General features: G+C 38.4%; 16 protein-coding genes. 6 read left to right on the forward strand and 10 right to left on the reverse strand.

Annotated features, from left to right (window positions below; all coding sequences use genetic code 11):
* The first annotated feature begins 18 nt into the window (after positions 1-18).
* From ACZ5QH_RS13875 to ACZ5QH_RS13890, 4 genes are all read left to right on the forward strand, one after another.
* Positions 19-480, forward strand: a complete 462-nt coding sequence (locus ACZ5QH_RS13875; protein ID WP_004822548.1) for a DIP1984 family protein — start codon at positions 19-21, stop codon at positions 478-480.
* 487 nt (positions 481-967) lie between these two features.
* A complete protein-coding gene (locus tag ACZ5QH_RS13880; RefSeq protein WP_303577875.1) occupies positions 968-1,147 on the forward strand; it encodes a CPCC family cysteine-rich protein in 180 nt (59 codons plus the stop codon).
* 388 nt (positions 1,148-1,535) lie between these two features.
* Positions 1,536-2,567 carry an RNA 3'-terminal phosphate cyclase gene (gene rtcA, locus ACZ5QH_RS13885; protein WP_303577874.1) on the forward strand — a complete coding sequence of 344 codons (1,032 nt, stop codon included), beginning with the start codon at positions 1,536-1,538 and terminating at the stop codon, positions 2,565-2,567.
* Positions 2,568-2,752: 185 nt separating this feature from the next.
* A complete protein-coding gene (locus ACZ5QH_RS13890; protein ID WP_004822556.1) occupies positions 2,753-3,196 on the forward strand; it encodes a DUF2147 domain-containing protein in 444 nt (147 codons plus the stop codon).
* A gap of 86 nt (positions 3,197-3,282) precedes the next feature.
* On the opposite strand, the gene ACZ5QH_RS13895 is transcribed toward ACZ5QH_RS13890, so the two are convergent.
* The 4 genes from ACZ5QH_RS13895 to pheA all read right to left on the reverse strand — a co-directional run bounded on the left by ACZ5QH_RS13895 (position 3,283) and on the right by pheA (position 7,772).
* Positions 3,283-3,867, reverse strand: a complete 585-nt coding sequence (locus ACZ5QH_RS13895) for a GAD-like domain-containing protein (RefSeq protein ID WP_303577873.1) — start codon at positions 3,865-3,867, stop codon at positions 3,283-3,285.
* 20 nt (positions 3,868-3,887) lie between these two features.
* Positions 3,888-4,268: a hypothetical protein gene (locus ACZ5QH_RS13900; RefSeq protein ID WP_004822559.1), complete on the reverse strand. Its 381-nt coding sequence runs from the start codon at positions 4,266-4,268 to the stop codon at positions 3,888-3,890.
* Between the two features lie 118 nt (positions 4,269-4,386).
* A complete protein-coding gene (locus ACZ5QH_RS13905) occupies positions 4,387-6,633 on the reverse strand; it encodes a bifunctional prephenate dehydrogenase/3-phosphoshikimate 1-carboxyvinyltransferase (protein ID WP_303577872.1) in 2,247 nt (748 codons plus the stop codon).
* 32 nt (positions 6,634-6,665) lie between these two features.
* Positions 6,666-7,772: a prephenate dehydratase gene (gene pheA, locus ACZ5QH_RS13910; protein ID WP_004719240.1), complete on the reverse strand. Its 1,107-nt coding sequence runs from the start codon at positions 7,770-7,772 to the stop codon at positions 6,666-6,668.
* A gap of 251 nt (positions 7,773-8,023) precedes the next feature.
* Here pheA and ACZ5QH_RS13915 point away from each other — a divergent pair, with 251 nt between their 5' ends.
* Entirely contained in the window at positions 8,024-8,542 is a 519-nt protein-coding gene (locus ACZ5QH_RS13915) for a DJ-1/PfpI/YhbO family deglycase/protease (protein WP_004719237.1), read from the forward strand.
* Between the two features lie 85 nt (positions 8,543-8,627).
* Here the strand turns inward: ACZ5QH_RS13915 and ACZ5QH_RS13920 are convergent, their stop codons facing one another.
* The gene (locus ACZ5QH_RS13920; protein WP_303577871.1) at positions 8,628-9,770 is read right to left on the reverse strand and encodes an acyl-CoA dehydrogenase family protein; all 1,143 of its coding nucleotides are present in this window, start codon (positions 9,768-9,770) and stop codon (positions 8,628-8,630) included.
* A 194-nt stretch (positions 9,771-9,964) separates the two neighbouring features.
* The gene (gene sohB / locus ACZ5QH_RS13925) at positions 9,965-10,927 is read right to left on the reverse strand and encodes a protease SohB (RefSeq protein WP_303577870.1); all 963 of its coding nucleotides are present in this window, start codon (positions 10,925-10,927) and stop codon (positions 9,965-9,967) included.
* A gap of 626 nt (positions 10,928-11,553) precedes the next feature.
* On the opposite strand from sohB, the gene ACZ5QH_RS13930 reads away from it, so the two are divergent.
* Positions 11,554-12,900 carry a dicarboxylate/amino acid:cation symporter gene (locus ACZ5QH_RS13930; protein ID WP_004719230.1) on the forward strand — a complete coding sequence of 449 codons (1,347 nt, stop codon included), beginning with the start codon at positions 11,554-11,556 and terminating at the stop codon, positions 12,898-12,900.
* 488 nt (positions 12,901-13,388) lie between these two features.
* Here ACZ5QH_RS13930 and pstB read toward each other — a convergent pair whose 3' ends face one another.
* From pstB to ACZ5QH_RS13950, 4 genes are all read right to left on the reverse strand, one after another.
* The gene (gene pstB, locus ACZ5QH_RS13935; RefSeq protein ID WP_004719228.1) at positions 13,389-14,300 is read right to left on the reverse strand and encodes a phosphate ABC transporter ATP-binding protein PstB; all 912 of its coding nucleotides are present in this window, start codon (positions 14,298-14,300) and stop codon (positions 13,389-13,391) included.
* 17 nt (positions 14,301-14,317) lie between these two features.
* On the reverse strand, positions 14,318-15,712 hold the full coding sequence (pstA, locus tag ACZ5QH_RS13940) for a phosphate ABC transporter permease PstA (RefSeq protein WP_004822568.1): 1,395 nt from the start codon (positions 15,710-15,712) through the stop codon (positions 14,318-14,320).
* Positions 15,709-17,088, reverse strand: coding sequence for a phosphate ABC transporter permease subunit PstC (gene pstC, locus ACZ5QH_RS13945; protein ID WP_004822570.1), 1,380 nt, complete (start codon positions 17,086-17,088; stop codon positions 15,709-15,711). The genes pstA and pstC overlap by 4 nt, the downstream gene beginning before the upstream one ends.
* A 103-nt stretch (positions 17,089-17,191) precedes the next feature.
* Positions 17,192-18,199 carry a substrate-binding domain-containing protein gene (locus ACZ5QH_RS13950; protein WP_004822573.1) on the reverse strand — a complete coding sequence of 336 codons (1,008 nt, stop codon included), beginning with the start codon at positions 18,197-18,199 and terminating at the stop codon, positions 17,192-17,194.
* Positions 18,200-18,491 lie beyond the last annotated feature (292 nt).

Consider the following 18,491-nt stretch of genomic DNA (forward strand, 5'->3'; position numbering starts at 1 on the left):
AGCGATAAGGAAAATAAAATGAAACTTGCAGAAGCACTCTTATTACGAAGCGATCAACAAAAGAAACTCGCTTCATTGAAACAACGTATCAATGCGAACGTATTGGTACAAGACGGTGATGAGCCATCCGAGGATCCAAACGAGTTATTAAAGCAAGTATTTGCATTAACTCAAGAGTCTCAAAAACTTGTTTATGCCATTCATCAAACCAATGCTTTGGCAAAATTAACGGATGGTCGTTCATTATTGGCTTTACTTACTCAACGTGATGAGCTTGTAGAGCGCCATAAAATTTTAACGTCTGCCATCAGCAACACACAACGTGAGCCTGACCGCTATAGTACACGTGAAATAAAATGGCATAAGGTCATTCCAGTATCATCATTGCAAAAACAATCCGATGATATCAGTGCCAAATTACGCGACTTGAATGTATTGATACAAGCCACCAATTGGCAAGTTGATTTACTTGACGTTTAAAGCCATCATTTAAAAGCTTTGATAGGGCCTACCCTATCAGACCTCGAAATATATTGGGCGAGTACAAGATCTAAGGCTGTATAGATTGAAATAAAAGTCAGCATCATTTTTGGGTAATGACAGCGAAGCGGATTTAGAGCGGAAACGCACCAATCAAATCCATCAACTTTCATCACTTAAACCTTTGTGAATCAGAGTGACTATTTACACAGCATTACCACGTACTGACAATATATTTCACCTTTTCTCAAGTGATTCGTCATTTGAGATCACCCGAACATACTGGGCGAGTGCAAGATCCCCCACCTCCACAACACAGGATTGAAAATAAGGTGTAGTGGCTTGATGAGCGAGCGGGTTAGCTTAAAACTTTAAGCACAAATCAACCCATCACTACGTACAAGGCAAACCTTTGTGAAAGCAAAGTTACAATGCACTGAGCATCACCATGCACTGACAGTATGTTCACCCCTTTTTGGAATTTTTAATGAATTACCCTTGTTCTTGTTGTCATCATTACACGAGAGATCAACCTCCGGGTAATTTTGACTTTGAGATTTATCCAGTTTGTTTTTGGGAAGATGATCCTGTACAAAATATTCATCCAAATTCAAAAAGTGGTGCAAATGCAATCTCATTAGCAGAAGCACAAGATAATTATCAATAGGGTCTGTTGACAATTCGTCTATGTTTGCGACTACGTGTGTTTTTTAGGCGATACTAGGCGCGAGATACGAAATTTAGTCATTCTAAATGAGTAGTTCGTAACGACGTAACGGCAAAAAACACGCTAGTCCCCCGCTGCGCCTTGCGCTGCAAACAAAGTAGTGCTTTGTTCTTGCTCAGGGTTGTGGCTAAAATTATCTCAGCCTGCGTTATGAAACTCGAAAATAGTCTCGCTATTCTCTTCGTTTCATGCCTTGCCTGCTCAATTTTAACCTACAACGCAAGCCATTTATGAAATGTCTACAGACCCTAATATACTGTAAGTGAATTACGATTTTTAAAACATGTTCGAAAACCGAATGATTTAGAAAGAAATGATGAAAAACAAAATGAACACATTAGTAAAAAATAAAGCCATCCAAATTGATGGCTCACAAGGTGAAGGTGGAGGGCAAATTTTAAGAACTGCCCTTTCACTGTCTATGTTAACGGGTATTCCATTTGAGCTTGTGAATATTCGTGCAGGGCGTAAAAAGCCGGGCTTAATGCGACAGCATTTAGTCTGTGTACAAGCATCACAACGCATCAGTAATGCCGTTGTGGAAGGTGCTGAACTACATTCACAAAAATTATATTTCCAACCCCAACAAGTTCAGGCGGGTAAATATGATTTTCATATTGGTTCAGCGGGTAGCACAATATTGGTTTTACAAACACTACTGCCTGCACTGATGATGCAAAATGAAATCAGTCACATCAGTATCCACGGCGGAACACATAATCCAATGGCACCGACTGCAGATTTCATAGAGTCTTGTTTTCTACCTGCTCTTCATAAACTTGGAATAAAGGTTGATTTTGAATGTGAACGTGCTGGTTTCTTTCCAATTGGTGCGGGTCAAATCAATATTACAACTTATCCGTGGATAGATAAGCTTGAATATTCAGTATTAGATAAAGGCAAATTACTGGAAATACATGGATATGCCGCTGCCTTAAATATTCAACAGAATATTGCGGATCGTGAACTGGAAGTATTGCATAACAAATTGAGCTTAAGCCAACGTAATAGACTAAACTTTCAAGGGATTAGTCAAGGGAATACGGCTTTTGTGGTGTTAAATTACCAACACCACCAACAAGTATTCTCTGCGTTAGGTGAAATGAAGAAAAGTGCAGAAAAAGTAGCGCATGATTTAGCCAAAGAAGTTAAATCCTTTTTAGCTTGCGATGCTGTGGCTGACGAATATCTAGCAGACCAACTTTTATTGCCTTTAGCTTTAGGTAAAGGCGGTGCATTTACTGCTCAAGTTGTCAGTGAACACACTACGACACAAGCTGAAATGATTCAAAAATTCTTAGATTGTGAAATTCACTTTGAAGCAATCAATGATATTTTTAAGGTGAGTGTCATCACATAAGCTTCAGCTATGCTAAATCCAGTTTACAAGCTCATCAATTGCTTATCTTTATGTGCCAATTCATTTTAAATTTCATACTTATTGGCACATTATGTAAATAAATGACCCAACTATTCATTATATAATCAACGCCTTAAATAAGTATGATTTTAAAGTAGAAAATACCCACTTAAGGAATAAGGGAAATGATGAGAGTTTTATTGGGGACAGCATGTATCGCATTTTTAACATCGACAGCTTTTGCAGAAGATATCGTGGGAACTTGGCGTTATATCGATGACAAAACTGGTGAAGCAAAGGGACTGGTTAAAATTGAAAAACAAAGTAACGGTACCTATGCGGGTACAGCATTAAAAGCAACACCACGCCCAGGCTACACCCCAAAAGAATTTTGCACCAATTGCCCTGCACCTTATACCAACAAGCCAATTATTGGCTTACAGGTAATCTCTGGGCTAAAGACAGATGATCATGTGAGTTATACTGATGGGAAAATTATTGACCCAGTTTCAGGTAAAATCTATCGCTTAAAAGGTAAAGTCAGCCCAAATGGCAAGAAACTATTTCTTCGTGGATATTTCGGTATTTCAGCAGTAGGTCGTAGCCAAACATGGTTACGTGTCGAGTAATAGCATAATTTAATTCATAATAGAAATGACAGTTTTATCTCAATCAAACTGTCATTTCTAAACATCTATTTTGAATGATTTTTAAATCAGTTATTCACAGCAAGTTGATATAAAAAATCTAAATGTGTGGCAGCATCACCCTTATCTAAATTGAGATCACTGGCACGCCCACCCAATCTCAGTGCAGGAAGATAACAATACATTTGATTATCAGTTAATTTACCATATTGAGTTTGTGCCTTTGCTAAGGCTGATTTTTCTAAAAATTGCTCAATGATTTCATCATCACAAATCCAGTCATTAAAAAAATCTGTTAATGACCAAGCTGTTACCCCAATATCCGAGTTGTGCGGGTCGATAAAGGATATATCTTCATCGCCATCATCGCTCAATAAACGATAATAAAACACCAAACCAAATGCCGAAATAGCAATGGGTAATCGGGTCATATCAGGTTGATCTTTCATTAACCATGACCAAAGCACATCTTGATAAAGCTCAGGGTTAATGATCTGTAGCAAACCGTTGCCATAGAAGCCAAAACCATGATTTTGCCAAAGCTCTAAGAGCGCTTCAGGTAAACATGCTTGATATTTTTTTACAGTTTCAGGACTTACTGTGTTTCCCACCTGATCTACTGGAAATTTATCGATAAATGTTTGTAATTGCATAGCTACCCCCTAGGTCCTGCTTATACTTTCCATTCAAATCCACTAAACGCATCATCTTCTTTTAATGTATTTTCGACAGCATTTGCCAATTGCTTAATCATGCTCTGGGTTGCAATCTTCTTAAACCATGCTTGTTCTTCATCAGCATGGGCTGAAATTTCACAAGTTAATAATCCTTGATCATTTAAATGACAATTAACCCCCAAACCAATTGGATGATTTTCTACGCTGACAGCAAGGTCTTCATCGGAGTGTGTTGTTTCCGCTTTAAAGCCATATTGAGACAGTTGTTTTAACAACAAGGTCGTCACGTATTCCTGAGTGACATAACATACATTTTCACCATGGTTGTGACTGTTAATATGATTCTCACAGTTTGCTGTAAATTGTAATGTTCTCATTGCTTCATCCAAAAGGCTTTATAGTTGTATGGTTTTAGAATAAGCAATATAAACAAAACAGCCAAGCATTTGCTTGGCTGTTTTTAATTAATTATACAAATATTAGACAAGGACTGATTTATTCGGTGACTTGAATCTGAAGCCCCGCCTGATTAGTGAGTTCAGTAAATGTTGGGAAACTTGTTGCTACAGTTTCAGTACCAATAATCTTAATCTCGCCAGAGTTACGTAAACCCGCCATCGAAAAACTCATTGCAATACGATGGTCATGGTGCGATTCAATTTCACCGCCAGAGAAAATAGCAGACCAGTCGCCCGATTTACCTTTTCCTTCAATGATGATGCCATCATCAGTTGGCGTACAATCAATCCCCATGGTTTTTAAACCATCTGCCATCACTTGGATACGATCAGACTCTTTAACCCGTAATTCAGCGGCACCTGTCAACACCGTTTGCCCTTCAGCACATGCCGCAGCAATAAACAAAGATGGAAACTCATCAATTGCCAAAGGTACTTGATCTTCAGGCATATGAATGCCTTTCAATGTACGGGTACCACGGATACGTATATCAGCAATCGGCTCACCACCTGCAATTCTTTCATTTTCAACAGTTAAGTCTGCACCCATTTGCTTCAGGATTTCGATTACGCCTGTACGAGTTGGATTAATCCCAACAGCTTCAAGGGTAATATCTGAACCTTCAGTAATGGCAGCACCCACCATAAAGAATGCAGCAGAAGAAATATCAGAAGGTACTTGAATCTCTGTCCCAACCAACTTACCACCACCGTGTAGTGAAATACGATTACCTTCCGTTTTCACAGCATAACCAAAAGCACGTAACATACGCTCAGTATGGTCACGGGTTGGTTCAGGTTCAGTCACAGAGGTTTCACCCTCTGCCCATAGACCTGCCAATAAAATCCCAGATTTGACTTGCGCAGATGCCATTGGCAAATCGTAATGAATGCCTTTCAGTGCTTGAGCACCAGTGATAGAAACAGGCGGAGTACCACGTTCACCCGTGGTTTGAATTTGTGCACCCATTTCACGTAAAGGTTTTGCAATACGCTCCATTGGACGCTTAGACAAAGACGCATCACCCGTCATCACAGAGTCAAACTGTTGTGCTGAAAGCATGCCTGAAAGCAAACGCATCGATGTACCAGAATTACCCATGTACAGTGCCGTTTTGGGTGCTTTTAAACCATGAATACCCACACCATGGATGGTCACTTCACCATTTTTAGGGCCTTCAATACTGACCCCCATATCGCGAAATGCTTGAAGTGTTGCTAAAGCATCTTCACCTTCAAGGAAACCTGTAACGTGGGTTGTACCTTCAGCAATTGCACCAAACATGATGGAACGATGTGACACTGACTTGTCACCCGGCACGGTAAATTTACCTTTAAATGTCTTCTCACCTGGCAAAATGGTAAATTGTTGTGTCACCTTATTTTTCTCCATCAAAGGTTTATTGGCGAGCATATGATTGAAATGCTGTCGTGCCGCTTGTGCATGTCCTAGCAATCCCATCAGGGCTTGTGAATTCTCATCTTCAATCAGTTGACGTAATGTCGCAAGTTGCGTTTCAAAACCATCAACTGCTTTCAATATGGCTGTTTTATTGGCAAAAAATATATCATGCCACATCTGCGGATCACTGGCAGCAATACGTGAGAAGTCACGAAAACCTCCAGCGGCATAACGGAAAATATCTAAGTTATCTTCACGATTTGCAAGCTGTTCGACCAAATTAAATGCCATCAGATGTGGTAAATGACTGGTATGTGCCAACACTTCATCATGTTTGTCCACATCCATACAAATGACTTCTGCTTTTGCAGCCTGCCAAAGCTGAATCAGTTTTTCAACTGCCCAATCAGCACTGCTCGGCAACGGTGTTAGAATCACTTTATGATTCACAAATAAGTCAACTTTACCAGCATGGACACCTGTATGTTCTGCACCAGCAATTGGATGACCAGGTACAAAACCTACAGGAAGATTTTCACCATAAATAGCATGTGCCGCAGCTACCACATTCCCTTTGGTACTTCCGACATCGGTAATGATGGCGTTTTCAGAAACATAAGCTTGAATCGTTTCAAGCACTTTCTGTGTCGCGCGAACGGGTAAAGCCAGAACGATTAAATCTGCATCTTTTACAGCTTCTACAGGATCACTAAAACCCGCAGAAATAATTCCTAAAGCTTTTGCATCTTCCAATGTTTTTTTTGAGCGTGTTGATGCAACAACATTTTCAGCAAGATGTTCGGCTGCAATTACACGGGCTAGACTTGAACCAATCAGTCCAAGTCCAATAAAGGCAACTTTTTTAAATAAAGGTTGTGACATAACGATTTTGAACTACCTATTTCACAACGACATCAAAGCACAGCAATCGGATATGAACCCAATACACGTACTTCTTTAACCAGTGGGCGAATATCTTCAATCGCCGCTTTAACATTGTCCTGTTCCACATGACCTTCAAGATCAATGAAGAATACATAAGCCCATTTTTCAGGTAATGCTGGACGGGTTTCAATACTGGTCAAACTAATATTGTGTTTTGCAAATGGTGCAAGAATTTCCAATAAAGCCCCTGCACGGTCATGTGCTGAAATCAGTAATGAGGTTTTATCATTGCCACTTTGCGGTACTTTTTCACGGCCGATTACCAAGAATCGTGTCGTATTTTCAGGGTTATCTTCAATATTGCCGTGGAGAACTTCTAAGTCGTAGATACTTGCAGCCACATCAGATGCAATTGCTGCTGAATGCCATTCATTGCGAATACGGCGTGCAGCCTCCGCATTTGAGCTTAAAGCCACACGTTCTACACCCGGATAATGTGCATCCAACCACTTACGACATTGCGCAAGTGTTTGTTGATGTGCATAAATTTGTTTAATACTGTCTTTACGAGTATTTGAAGAAATCAGGAATTGGTGATGAATACGCAATTCAACTTCACCAATCACATTTAAATGCGATGCTTTAAAACAGTCTAAAGTATGGTTGACCACACCTTCAGACGAGTTTTCAACTGGAACTAAACCATAATGTGCACTGCCCGCTTCAACCTCACGGAACACTTCATCGATCGTTGGTAGTGGACGAACCACAGCATCCTGACCAAAATGTTTTAATACAGCAGAATGTGTATAAGTACCGACTGGACCTAAAAATGCAATACTTTGTGGTGCTTCAAGTGCCAAACATGCAGACATAATTTCACGGAATAAACGTGCCATGGTTTGATCTGACAATGGCCCTTCATTGCGCTCCATAACTTGACGTAAAACCTGTGCTTCACGTTCAGGACGATAAAATAACGGATTCTCTTCTGCTGCAAATTTTGCTTTAGCAACTGATTCCGCCAGTTTTGCACGGCGATTGATAAGTTGTTGGATTTGCTGATCTACAGAGTCAATATCTTCACGGATTTGAGCAAGATCTAGAGAAGTCGTTTTTTGATCATCGTTGATCATTGTTATGTCGCCCTTTAAAGTCGAGAATTACGAGAAGTCTATGTTTTAGACCACTGACAGTATAACAATAGTTCAGTTTAATTTGTTGGGCAATAGTGCATTTTTCAATGTTTCACTTTCAACTTATATATTGAATAAAATGTCATCACTTTATAACTTTTCTGACCACAAAATGAATTACAAAGCAGCTATAGAATTTTAAGCATTGCGCTCTATGATAAAAAGCATAAGCGCATTTCGAGTCATAGAATATGAATAAAAAAATCGCTGTTCTCATTACCCATGATTTCGAAGATGCGGAATATCATCATCCCGTTGAAGCTTTTCGAGCTGCAAGCCATTCTGTGCGCAATATTGAAAAGTCTGCCGGGAATATTGTGTATAGCAAACAAAGAAAATCTTCGGTCAGTATAGATTTAGGCATTGATGAAATTTCTGTTCGGGATTTTGATGCGCTGATGATTCCGGGTGGATATTCCCCTTATCATCTTAAAGAAGATGAACGATTTATTGATTTTTTACGTAATTTTGCCAATGCGCAAAAACCTATTTTTTTATGTTGTTACAGTAGCCATTTGCTTATCGATGCACAAATTGCCATTGGGCGGCGCTTAACCTCAATTGAAGATATCCTCAAAGAACTTAAAGACGCTGGCGCTGTGGTTTTTGATCGCGAAGTGGTAAACGACAACAATTTATATATTTCTTCACGTTCAACTTTTGAGTTACCTATCTTTATCAATGAATGTTTAAATGTATTAAGTGCTTAATCCCAAAACATTGATAATAAAAAACCTTCTTTAAATAAAGAGGGTTTTTTATTTAAAAACTTTATTGTTGCTATTTATCTATGCACTATCGACCAATGATGCCACGTGCCACGATTTCTTTCATGATTTCATTTGTACCACCATAAATACGCTGAATACGTGCATCTACAAAGAAACGAGAAATTGGATATTCCGTCATATAGCCATAACCACCAAACAGTTGTAGCAAGCTGTCGATGATTTTCATCTGCATATCCGTACTAAAACTTTTTAAAGCCGCTGCTGTTTCAACATCCAATTTACTTTGTTTATATAAAGCTAAATTTTGGTTATAGAATGCTGCTGTTGCCAACTCATCAATTTTTGCTTGAGCCAAAACAAAACGAGTATTTTGGAAGCTGCCAATTTTCTGACCAAACGCTTGACGTTCCTGTACATACTGAGTAGTGATATCGATTGCACCACGAATTGCACCAAGTGCTGTTGCTGCAATTGCAGTACGTTCACGTGGTAACTCTTGCATCAAATAGGCAAAACCTTGACCTGCGCTTCCTAACAATTGATTCGCTGGAACTTTAACATTATCAAAGAACAGTTCTGAAGTATCTTGAGAATGCAAACCAATTTTATCGAGATTGGTGCCCTTTTTAAATCCCTCTAGATGTGTATCAACCAATAAAAGTGACACACCTTTTGCACGTGCTTGAGGATCAGTTTTTGCTGCCAATACTACTAAATCTGCATGCTGACCATTTGAAATAAACGTTTTAGAACCATTCAAAACATAATGGTCACCATTTAAAATCGCACTACTGCGCATCCCTTGTAGGTCTGAACCTGCACCCGGTTCCGTCATCCCAATTGCGCCCACAACTTCACCTGACACCATTTTCGGTAACCAGTATTGTTTTTGTTCTTCGTTGGCAATATGCAAAATATAAGGAGCTGCAATTTCTGAATGGCATGAAATCGCGGTAGACAATGCACCATAGCCTGCACGTGCAGACTCTTCAACCAACATCAATGAATATTCAGTTGGAACACCGTAACCACCATACGCTTCAGGTACATCAACACAAAGATAGCCATTTTCACCCAATAATGACCATACTGAACGTGGCATTAAACCTTCTTTTTCCCATTGCTCATAAAATGGAGCAACGTGTTCACTCATAAAACGTTTAAAGTTATCACGAAAAAGTTCTAAATCTGCATCATATGCCAACATGTCTTGTATTCCTTTCAATCTGAGTTTTTGATTTTATGATCCCTAGCATGCTAATCATTTTTGACGGACTTGTCATGACCACATGAGGTCATTTTTTCTGAGCATTTTTGCGAATAAAGAAAAGACTTTTCCATAAAAAAAGAGTAATCAGCTTTCGCCAATTACTCCTTAGGTTGTCAATGAATAATCAAAACTTAGAATTTATCGTCTTTAAACATCGGCAAAGAAGAATTTAGCTTGGTGATCTCACTCATCAATTTATTCACAACGGATGGAATTAAGGCATCTGCCATTTGTGCAGCTTGTAAACCTAACTTTTCGCCAAGTGTTGGCTTACGACGTGTTTGAATCACATATACGTCATGTTGTGGCAATAAGCTCAGCAAATATTCATCTGAAGTTTGCAATTTATCCACTAAATTTAAATTGCGCGCATCTTCACCATACCAGTGTTCACCTGTTGCAACTTTTTCGACATTGAGTTGCGGGCGATATTTTTCAACAAAATGCTTAAATAATTGATGCGTTTGTTGTAATTCTTCTTCAAATTTTGCTTTACCTTCTGGGGTGTTTTCACCAAACATCGTCACAGTACGTTTAAACTGACCTGCGGTATATAGCTCAAAATCAACATGATGTTCTTTTAACAGTCGATTAAAATTAGGGACTTGCGCAACAACACCAATCGAACCAACCACAGCAAATGGTGCAGAGACGATTTCACTTGCGATACACGCCATCATATAACCGCCACTCGCAGCTACTTTATCCACACAAATCGTCAGATTAAAGCCTGCATCGCGTAAACGAACCAATTGTGCAGCTGCAAGACCATAACCATGCACCATACCACCCGGGCTTTCTAAACGTACGATGACACGATCACGCCCTGCTTTTGCTGTCGCAAGAATTAATGTAATTTCTTCTCTTAAGTTTTCTACAGCTGAAGCCTGTACATCTCCTTTAAAATCTAAGACATAGATTTTTTGATTATTTTTTTTACGTACACGTGCTTCTTTTACAAGCTGTTGAGTCAGTTGAAACAATTCCAATTTCGATGCAGTTGACTGAGCAATTCTTTTTCTTTGCTCATTAATTCGAGCATTTAAATGACTGATGCGAATTTCTGCGGGTACTTTGGGTAAATGAAATAACATAGAATTTATAATCTCGAATATCTAAGGAAATGCTTTTCTAATAAGATGCGGACGGATCAGTTAAATTTCAATACACTTTTTGAAAAATTCGACAAAACTCAATTCACTTCGACTTGATGCATGATCAAAAGATTTAGCTATACTTTTAAAATCAACAACAACTAAATTTTAGTTATAAAATATATAGCTTTTTTTTATACTTAAAAACGCATAAAAATACGAGTAAAGATAAGCGTTTTGAATAAATTAAGATTTTATTAATAGTTTTTACATCTAAGTTAAGCTTTGCTGATTTCAGCATATTCAGCGACTTTATCTTGAAAATAACGCAAATGCCACTTGGTAGAACTTTTGCTGGCTTTTCTTATGACAAATTCACATAAAAAAACATAGACATGTTTATATCAAACAGATAATACAAATAAACATATATCACACATTTTAAAAATTTATATTGCGTTATTTACCAACTCTTTTTATCTAAATAACATATTTGTTATTTTGATTAAACTATTTAAAATCAACACGTTAAAAAGAATAATTACATTTTGTAAATTTATGAACATTTACGTGTCATTTCTTTAAAAAATGTTTAATTTTATCAACATCAAGGATAAGGATTGAGTATGGATATCTCCTCACACGATGAACACCTACCCCCTAAAAAACAAAAGTTTTATCAAATCCTCTATGTTCAGGTTATTTTTGCCATTGTACTTGGTATCCTTCTTGGACACTTTTGGCCAGATATTGGTGCAAGTTTAAAACCATTAGGTGATGCATTTATTAAACTGGTCAAAATGATTATTGCGCCTGTTATTTTCTTGACGGTTGTCACTGGAATATCAGGCATGAAACATATGGGAACTGTAGGACGAGTAACGGGTAAAGCAATGCTTTATTTCCTCACCTTCTCTACACTCGCATTAATCGTCGGGATGATTGTTGCCAATATTATTAAACCAGGACAAGGTTTAAATATTGACCCTACATCATTGAAATCAGAGAAAGTTGTTGAGTACGCTGAAAAAGCACATGATGCTTCGATTGTTGACTTCTTACTGAATATTCTTCCAACAACCATCGTTAGCCCATTAACAAGTGGTGACATTCTACAAGTTCTATTTGTTGCCGTATTATTTGGTTTATCCTTGGCTGCGGTAGGCGAAAAAGGTCAACCGATTGTAGACTTCTTAAATAACCTTACAGCACCCGTATTCCATTTAGTTGGAATGCTGATGAAATTTGCTCCGATTGGTGCTTTTGGTGCAATGGCATTTACAATTGGTAAGTATGGTATTGAAAGTATTGGAAATCTTTTACTTTTAATTATGACATTCTATATCACGGCCTTACTCTTTATTCTGGTTATTTTGGGTGCTGTAGCACGTTATAATGGATTTAGAATTACAGATCTGATTCGCTATATCAAAGATGAATTATGGTTAGTTTTAGGGACCAGTTCATCTGAAGCTGCACTTCCATCATTGATGCGTAAAATGGAAAAAGCAGGCTGCGAAAAATCTGTGGTTGGCTTGGTTATTCCTACCGGTTATTCATTTAACCTCGATGGTACCAACATCTATATGACGATGGCAGCGCTCTTTATTGCACAAGCATGTAATATCGATTTGAGTATTCAAGACCAAATCTTATTATTGCTCGTTGCAATGCTGAGTTCTAAAGGCGCTGCTGGTGTTACAGGTGCTGGATTTATTACCTTAGCTGCAACATTGTCTGTTGTTCCAGCAGTTCCTGTTGCAGGTATGGCTTTAATTCTAGGTATTGACCGCTTTATGTCTGAATGCCGTGCACTGACCAATTTAGTCGGTAATGCGTGTGCAACGATTGTTGTGGCACGTTGGGACAATGCTTTAGACAAAGACAAACTGGCTGCTGCATTCGCTCATCCGAGTAAAGCACACTATGATGCTAAAGCAGTTGAACAACATCGTGAAGATCCAATCGATTAAAAACATCCGATAAGCAATATTTGTAATAAGAAGGAGCTTTTGAGCTCCTTTTTTATATAAAGCAACTATGAGTAGATCAGAAAATTACAACTAACAATCAACTGCTATTCGCATATAAAATGAGGCACTAACTGAAAAATAGGTTTAATACATAAAGCTTAAAATGATGTATTTCTTAGAAAAGCATTTGTCTAATTTACCCATTCTCAATAGATTGGTTTTATTCAGATAATACCAGGCTTAAACAAAAATACTTCATTCAAAAGACTTAACGAAAACCGTATTACCCCCTATTTCAGTACTCATCAATGAATAGGTTTAGACGATCCATTCATTATTTTAAAGCTTAAATTTTTAATTGTTTTTGATCTACCATTCTCATCAATTTGATTCATTGCTTCAGATGCTTATATACTTAATCTATAAAAAAAAAAGAGCCTTTCGGCCCTTTAATTTCACATCTAAACTTATCTTGACTAATATTCTACTTAACCGAAACGGCCGGTAATATAAGCTTCAGTCAATTGGTGATCTGGTTGAGTAAAGACTTTCTCTGTAGAGTTAACTTCGATTAAGTCACCTAAATGGAAGTATGCTGTACGATCAGAAACACGCGCTGCTTGTTGCATGGAGTGGGTTACAATTGCGATTGTATATTGCGTAGAAAGCTCAGAGATTAACTCCTCAACTTTTGCTGTTGCAATTGGATCAAGTGCAGAACATGGTTCATCCATTAAAATCACTTCAGGGCTTACCGCAATCGTACGTGCAATACACAAACGTTGTTGCTGACCACCTGAAAGACCTGTACCTGGCTGACTTAAACGATCTTTAACTTCATCCCACAAACCTGCTTTACGCAAGCTATTTTCAACAATCTCTTCTAAATCATACTTATCTTTGGCCAAACCATGCAGTTTAGGCCCATAAGCAACATTATCAAAAATTGATTTAGGGAACGGGTTTGGTTTTTGAAATACCATTCCAACTTGAGCACGGAGCAACACAACATCTAGATTTGGATCATAAATGTCTTGGTTGTCTAAGCGCACTTTACCTGTTACACGGCAAGTATCAATCGTATCATTCATACGGTTCAAGGTACGTAGAAATGTTGATTTACCACAACCTGATGGTCCAATAAATGCAATCACTTCATTTTCATAAACTTGAAGATCAATACCCTTAATCGCTTCTGCGTCACCATAGTAAACATGCACATCTTCAGCACTAAGTTTCACAGTTGTATTTTTTTCTTTCTTCGGTGTCGAAGACTCAAACTGGGAGACAAAAGAAGTGCTTGCTTGCTTTTGCTTACTATCAGTCGATGTAAATTGAGATTGTTCAGAATTCACGGTTGTATCCTGTCTTAAGGAATTTTTAGTTTCTACAGTATTCATCTCTATTCTGCCCTCTTTTACCAGCGAACTTCAAATTTCTTACGTAACCAAATTGCAAAGCTGTTTAGACCGACCATAAGTGCCAATAACACAATGATGGCTGCAGCCGTACGCCCTTCGAAGAAGTTACGTAATTCATTACCTTGCCATAAGTAAACTTGAACAGGTAAAGCCGTAGATTGATCTAATGGAGATACTGGAATATTTGCAACGAAAGCGCTCATACCAATTAATAGTAATGGTGCGGTTTCACCCAATGCATGAGCAATACCAATAATCGCACCTGTCATAATCCCCGGTAGAGCCAAAGGCAATACATGGTGGAATACTGTTTGTAAACGAGAAGCACCAATACCTAACGCCGCTTGGCGAATTGATGGTGGTACTGCCTTCAATGAAGCACGTGTGGTAATAATTACTGTAGGCAAAGTCATTAAACTTAAGACCAAACCACCAACCAAAGGTGCGGATATAGGTAAATGCATCCAACCAATAAAGATAGCAGCACCCAATAAACCAAATACAATCGATGGAACTGCTGCAAGGTTATTGATATTGACTTCAATGATGTCAGTAATAAAGTTTTTCGGTGCAAACTCTTCTAGATAAATCGCACTTGCTACACCCAATGGAATAGAAATCGCGATCACAATTAACATCATGAACAATGAACCCATAAATGCACCAGCCAAACCTGCTGTTGCTGGTGAGCTGCGTGAATCTGGGTTGGTGAACATTTGCGTATTAAAAGTACGGTTAATAATCCCTTTCGCAGCCAAGTCATCAGAAAGTTTACGTACTTCTGGACTAAGTTGTTGCTGCTCATCAGGCAATGAACGATCGATATGACCAGCCAACCACACATCAATATTGGCATCAGCAAGGAAATTAAGTTCTACCGTTTTACCAATCAATGCTGGGTCTTTAAACACCATATCACGGATACGATATGCTTCTGAACTGGTGTAAATACTTGAAAGATCATCACGACGACTTTCGAGTGCAGGGTCTTTTGCAATGATTGCATTTACAATCAATGCATCCCAATCGACCATACCCATTTTAGTTTGCCAGTCGACATAACGCTCTTGAAATACAGCAGGAGATTCGCCCACTTTTTGTGTTGGTTTTGGTCCAGCATCAATCATACTTGGATCAAAATACACAGGTACAGTCATACTTGCTTGCCAAAATGCTGGCAACCCTTTGTATAAGATACTTCCAAATAAAATTGCAACAAATGCCAAACCAATAATCACTGCTGAAAAACCAGCAAAACGGAAGGTCTTTTCTTTACGATGGCGTTTTGACAATGAGCTGGCGATTTTAGCTTTACGTTTTTCTCGCAACTCAGCGGCAGCTTGAGGATCAAATACATTTTGATCCACAGGAGATGTATTTGATGTACTCATTCGTATTGCTCACGATATTTACGCACAATATAAAGTGCGACAATGTTTAAACACAATGTAATGGTAAATAAAGTTAAACCCAGTGCAAACGCAACCAATGCCTGCGGACTTGCAAAGTCTGTGTCGCCTGTTAATTGTTTTACAATCGTTACAGTAACTGTTGAAACAGCTTCAAGTGGATTGATATGTAACAATGGACTATTACCAGCAGCAAGTACCACAATCATGGTTTCACCGACTGCACGAGATACTGCAAGTAAGAATGCACCCGTAATACCTGGTAAGGCAGCTGGAAGAACCACTTGACGAATGGTTTCAGATTTGGTCGCACCTAAACCTAAAGAACCATCACGTAAAGCACGTGGCACTTGAGTGATAATGTCATCTGACAAAGAAGATACGAATGGGATAATCATAATACCCATTGCAAAACCTGCTGTTAATGCACTGGTCGCATTGACTTCGACACCAATAGAATCACCAATTGATTTGAAGATTGGGCCAATCACCATCATGGCAAAAACACCATAAACAATGGTCGGAATACCCGCTAAAACTTCAATTGTCGGCTTTGCCCATGAACGGAATCGAGGTGAAGCATATTCAGCAAGATAAATTGCAATCATTAAACCCAGTGGAACAGCAACCAGTAGTGCAATACCACTGACCATGAGTGTTCCCCACAGTAATGGTAATAAACCATAACTTCCTTCAGCATTACCTGAAGTACTAAAGCCAGGATTCCACTCTGTACCAAAGAAGAAGTCGATTGGACTTACAAACTGGAAAAAGTGCATCGCCTCACTGAACATCGACATCACAATACCCACAGTCGTGAGAATCGCAACACCTGAACACAGGATCAAAACAACGTTAATGGTTTTTTCAACTTCGTTACGTGCACGAAATTGTTGACTAATTCTTTTTCTTGCCCAAATCAATCCAAGGATCGCAGCACAAGTTACCACAGCAAATTTTGCAAACGAGCCAATTCTTTCAAATTTTGAGAGTTGTTCTGCAGCTGCAACCTCATAAGCTGCTGGCGTATCTGTCACACCAAAGCCAGAGGCAATTGCTTTAATACGATCTACCAGTACATCTACCCCAGCTGTATCTAGCGATGAAGCAATATTTGCTGGAACATTTTTTAAAATTAGATGTTGTAAAACACTTGGTTCTACCAAGTTCCAAACAATCAAAATTAAAAAAGCTGGGATTCCACACCACAACGCCACCAAAGAGCCATAATAGCCAGGACGTGAATGTAAAATTGCAGTGTTATTTCCCTTACCTGCTAGGCTTCGGCTTTTTCGTAGCCCGATTTGATATGCGATAGCGATTAAAGCCAATAACACGCCAATGAGTAGCAGATTCATGTATTCTCCACCGTTTTTTCAATTTTAATGATTTGAAAAAACTCTACTTAGCAAGGAAAGCCGATGGTAGTCACCCACCATCAGCTCCATTATTGCGGTTTTATTATTTACCAGCTTTAAAACCAGCCAATACTTTTGCACGTTCAGCGTCAGACAATGAAATCAAACCAGCTTTGTCTAGCTTAGAACCTTTACCAGATACTTTCTTGTTAAGGAAGTATTCAGTATATTCTTTTAAGCCTTTGATTGACTGTAAATGCTCACCTTTAACATAGAAGTATAAAGGACGAGATACAGGGTAAGTACCATTTAGTACAGTTTGCTCAGAAGGAACAACGTTGTTCACTGTCGCAACACGTAATTTATCTTTGTTTTGGTCATAGAAACCTAAGCCAAATACACCTACCGCACTTGGAGATGTTTTTAAACGTGCTAGAGTTTCAGTATAATCACCAGCAATTTCAATTACTTTACCGTCTTTACGGAAGTTAGAACATGCTTTTTTCTGTGCATCTTTGTCTAACTTTTTGAAGTAATCGTAAGTTTCGCAACCCGCTTCAACCATTTTCTCTTGGAACACTTCACGTGTACCGTGGTTAGAAGCTGGAACAACTAAAGTAATTGGCTCATTTGGAAGCGATTTATCAATTTGGTTCCAACGTGTATATGGGTTTGGTACCAATTTACCATTTGATGGTAATTCAGCTGCTAGGGCTGCAAATACATGTTGCGGACGTAATTTATAAGCTGCTTTGCTTGCATTTGAAGCAAAAACGATACCGTCATAACCGATTTTTATTTCTTGGATTTTATTTACGCCAGCTTTTTTACATGCTGCAATTTCAGTATCTTTAATTTTACGTGAAGCATTTGCGATATCAATTGTGTTATCGCCTACACCTGAACAGAACTGTTTAAGACCAGCAGAACTACCGCCTGAACCAACTACAGGTGCTTTAAATTGAGGGAAAGTATTACCAAATTCTTCAGCAACAATACTCGCATAAGGAAGTACAGTAGAAGAACCAGCGATTTGGATGGTATCACGAGCGTTTGCTGCTACTGCTGCCCCTGAAACTGCTAATGCAAGTGCGATGTGATTAATGCGCATTCTTTTCTCTCTTAAATAAACTGCTATTTTGAAGTACACCACTTCTTGTTGTGTCGTACTTTTCGGATAACTGCATTTTGATTTTAAAATATGACAAATAAGTTACAGCTTTATGACGCTTTTATGATATTTGATAATTCACATTTGATTTTATTAAAAATCTTTTAAATTCAATATGTAATCAACTGTGTTCTATTTTTTAAATTTGAGGATATTACAATTCAAATTGTAATATTTCATGTGTATGTCACAAAAGCTGTATTAAGGTTTACCCATTTCAAGCGACACTCTA

The sequence above is a fragment of the Acinetobacter sp. Ac8 genome, from assembly GCF_055392545.1.